The 3,709-nt window shown below is 66.6% G+C and carries 3 protein-coding genes; 2 read left to right on the forward strand and 1 reads right to left on the reverse strand.

Annotation, left to right across the window (positions count from 1 at the left end):
- A partial coding sequence (locus tag RI841_RS15395; protein WP_310706510.1) for a DUF2333 family protein occupies positions 1-1,000 on the forward strand: 1,000 nt, incomplete at its 5' end.
- A gap of 82 nt (positions 1,001-1,082) precedes the next feature.
- Here RI841_RS15395 and ppa read toward each other — a convergent pair.
- On the reverse strand, positions 1,083-1,613 hold the full coding sequence (gene ppa, locus RI841_RS15400) for an inorganic diphosphatase (protein ID WP_310706511.1): 531 nt from the start codon (positions 1,611-1,613) through the stop codon (positions 1,083-1,085).
- 294 nt (positions 1,614-1,907) lie between these two features.
- On the opposite strand from ppa, the gene RI841_RS15405 reads away from it, so the two are divergent.
- A complete protein-coding gene (locus RI841_RS15405) occupies positions 1,908-3,563 on the forward strand; it encodes a protein kinase domain-containing protein (RefSeq protein WP_405000954.1) in 1,656 nt (551 codons plus the stop codon).
- Positions 3,564-3,709 lie beyond the last annotated feature (146 nt).

Raw genomic sequence — 3,709 nt, forward strand, 5'->3', positions numbered from 1 at the left:
CGGCGGGTATTTGCGCAACGATATCGCCCCGCCCGGTCTGTGGCTCGACAACATGCCCGCCTGGGAACTGGGCGTGCTCACCGAGGCCCGCCGGCTCTCGCGGTCGCTGCCGGCCATGGAGCCGTCATCGGCCCCGGTGCTGAAGGACGTGCAGGAGCGCCTGATGGCTGACAGCCGCGACTGGCTCTATCCCGGCACCGAGAAGCGTCTGGAGCAGGCCCTGGAGGAGCTGGACGGCTATCTCGCTTCGCTCGGTGAGGGCGGTGAGGCTGGCTTCGGTGATCAGGGTCAGGGTCTCGCGGCCTGGCTCGAAGCGGTCACCGGGTCGCTTGACGACCTGGGGTTGCGGCTCTCCGCGAGCATCGGCAGCCGCGATGAGCTGCGCGACCTGGACATCGACGCCGATGCCCTGCCGGCGCGAACGCCCTGGTATCGAGTCGATAACGTCTTCTTCGAGGCGCGTGGCCAGGCCTGGGCCCTGATGCATCTGCTCGAGGCGGTGCGTCGCGACCAGGCGGATGTGCTGGCCTCGGCCGGCGCCACCGAGCGCTGGGAGCGACTGGTGGCCGAGCTCGAACGTAGCCAGCGCCGGCTATGGAGCCCGGTGGTGCTGAACGGCTCGGGTTTTGGCCTCTTCGCCAACCATTCGCTGGTGCTGGCCAACCACATGGTGCGTGCCCGTGACCTGGCGCGGGAGGTGAGCGCGGCCCTCGCCGAGGTGCCGCCCTCCAGCGCTGAACAAGTCGCCGAGGAGGGGGCCGGTGGCACGGCCGCTGGCGAAGAGGCTTCCCCCGATCAAGGCGAGGAAGAGCCACCTGCGCCGAACAGCGCAGGTGGCGCCGAAGATCAGGCCGTTGAAGAGCAGGCCGCCGATTCCGGTGAGGGCGCGATATCCGCTTCCGGTCGCGAGCCGATGCCCGCCGAACCGGCAGAGGAGGCCAGCGGTGACGCCTCGCCCGATTCAGGGGCCGCGGTCGAGAGTGAACAGCCGACGAACTGATGACCAGGGGGATCACGCAACGACAACGGGCCGCCCCATGAGCGGCCCGTTGTCGTGTCAGGCACGTAGTGCCGTTCGAGCGTCAGGCCTTGTCGTGGGCCGCCACGGACTTTTCGATGGCCTTGCAGGCCGCCTCGGCGCCTTCCCAGGATTCCACCTTGACCCACTTGCCCTTCTCGAGGTCCTTGTAGTTCTCGAAGAAGTGGGCGATCTGCTGGCGCAGCAGCTCGGGCAGGTCGGTGACTTCCTGAACGTCGTCATAGAGGCCGGAGAGCTTGTGGTGCGGGACACATACCAGCTTGGCGTCTTCGCCGGCCTCATCGGTCATGTTGAGGATGCCCACCGGGCGAGCGCGGATCACGGCACCGGGCTCAACCGGATAGGGCGTCACCACCAGGGCGTCCAGGGCGTCGCCGTCGTCGGCCAGGGTGTGCGGGATGAAGCCGTAGTTGGCCGGGTAGAACATCGGGGTGGCCATGAAACGGTCGACCAGCAGCGCCCCCATGTCCTTGTCGACCTCATACTTTATCGGCGCGTGGTTGGCCGGGATCTCGATCACCACGTAGACGTCGTGGGGGAGGTCCTTGCCGGCGGGGATGTTGTCGAAGTTCATCGTCGCTTCCTTGGGTTGGCAAAAATAAGGCTTGGCGAATCGGGCAGGCATAAAATCCGCCGAATTATACGAAGCCGCGGCGGGGATTACCAATGGGCCTTAGGTGGTAGGTGTGCCTTTGGTCGATGGGCCAGCCGGCGGGGCAGGGTGTATCATGGGGCTCCGATGGACGGCGCCGGTCCCCGACCGGCGGAGCGCGCCGAAAGCGAGGAGAATGCCTTGACACCCGTGCAACTGTCACTGAGTTTCGGTCAGGCCTTCGTGGCGCCTGATCGGCGGCGACATCGCAGTTCGATGTCGGTGCGGCTTCCCGAGCCCCCCCTGCTCGCGGCGAAGGGCGCCTGCGCCCTGATCAGTGACTCGACCCTGCGCAACAACCTCGCCAAGCAGGCGGGGGACCTCAGCGTGAAGGGGTTTCTGGCCGACTACTTTTCCACTCCCGATCATTGGGACGTCAAGACCTCGGCGACCCGCGTGCTGCGGGCGCTGAACGCCTGGTGCTTCAGCCAGAACCGCCAGATGTCGGATGGCAGCTATGTCTCCTCGCTCTCCGCCATGGTCTTCCGGGGGCGCGAGGCACATCTCTTTCATATGGGGGATACCCTGGTGTTTCGCCTGCGCGGCGCCGAGTTCGAGCAGCTTTCGCGCGACCATGTCACCGACCTGGGTGGCTATCGCTATCCCTCCCGGGCCATGGGCATGGATAGCGGGCTGGAGATCGACTACGACAGCATGACGCTCAAGCAGGGAGACCTCTTCCTGTTCACCACCCAGGCGGTGCAGGGCACCCTGATGCCCTCGGACTATGTGCGGTTGATCCGCGAGGATGTCAGTGACCTGGACGCCGCCTGCGAACGTCTGGGGGCGGCGGCCCGTGACCGGGCCCAGGCGCGGGGCTATGGCGGCGACCAGTTCTGTTTTCAGCTGGTGCGCATCGATGCCCTGCCCGAGAAGGCCGCGGAGGATCAGCCCGGCCGCATCTACGGTGACCTGCCGATTCCCCCGGAACTCTCGCTGGGGGATCGCCTGGATGGCCTCGAGGTGCTGTCGGTGCTTTCGCGCACGGCCCAGTCGCGTGTCTATCACGTGCGCGACCTGCACAGCGGCCGCGAGATGGTGATGAAGGCGCCAAGCCCCGAACTTTCCAGCCGCAATGCCTACCTGGAGCATTTCCTGCTGCAGCAGTGGGTGGTGGAGCGCGTCAAGTCGCCCTTCGTGGTGCGGATCATGGAGTCCTCGCGGCCGCGACGCTTCCTCTACTACCTGATGGCCCACGTCAAGGGCGAGACCCTGACCGAATGGGCCAGACGCCATCCCCAGGCCAGCCTCGAACAGCGCCTCGACATTGCCAACCAGCTGGGCAAGGCGGTGCAGGCGTTGCACCACCGCGACCTGCTGCACCAGCGAATCCATCCCGATAATGTGCTGATCGACGTGCATGGACAGGTCGTGCTGGCCGATTTCAGCGCCTGCCACCTGCGTGATGTGGATGGCCACCGCCGCTCACGGGAGCTGGTTCGCCAGCTCGGGTTGACCGAGCATAGCGCGCCGGAATATGCGCTGGAGGACGATGTCGGCCGACGCAGCGACCAGTACTCCCTGGCCTCGACCATCTATTGGCTGCTCACCGGCGCGCTGCCCTATGCGCTGACGCCGAACCGGCTGCGCAGTCATACCGACCTGGAGCAGCTTGCCTACCGCAGTGCCCGCACCCTCAATCCGGAGGTGCCCGTGGCCCTGGATGATGCCCTGCGTCGGGCCCTGGATCCCCAGCGTGCACTGCGCTTCCGGCGCATGTCGGAGTTCCGTCGTGCGCTGCGCCCGCTGCGGGATGCGGCCCGTGAGGCAGGGCAGGGCGGCTCTCACGGGCCGCGGGAGTCGACCCGCTTCTGGCAGGGCGTGGCGGGCATCCTGCTGCTGCTGCTGGTGCTCTCCTGGCTGTTGCGATAAAGCGCCAAGCCGCCAAGCCGCCAAGCGGTCAAGAAAAAACCTCCAGCAGAGTGGTCTGCTGGAGGTTTTCTTTCTTCATGGTGGTGCGCGAGCAACATCCTGCTCGGCGCTCGGCGCTCGGCGCTCGGCGCTCGGCGCTCGGCGCT

The organism is Halomonas sp., from assembly GCF_031581305.1.
Classification (GTDB): domain Bacteria; phylum Pseudomonadota; class Gammaproteobacteria; order Pseudomonadales; family Halomonadaceae; genus Halomonas.

Excerpts from the sequence above, each read along its gene's own strand:
- ppa (WP_310706511.1), bottom strand. The coding sequence starts at position 1,613 with ATGAACTTCGACAACATCCCCGCCGGCAAGGACCTCCCCCACGACGTC.
- RI841_RS15405 (WP_405000954.1), top strand. The coding sequence starts at position 1,908 with ATGTCGGTGCGGCTTCCCGAGCCCCCCCTGCTCGCGGCGAAGGGCGCC.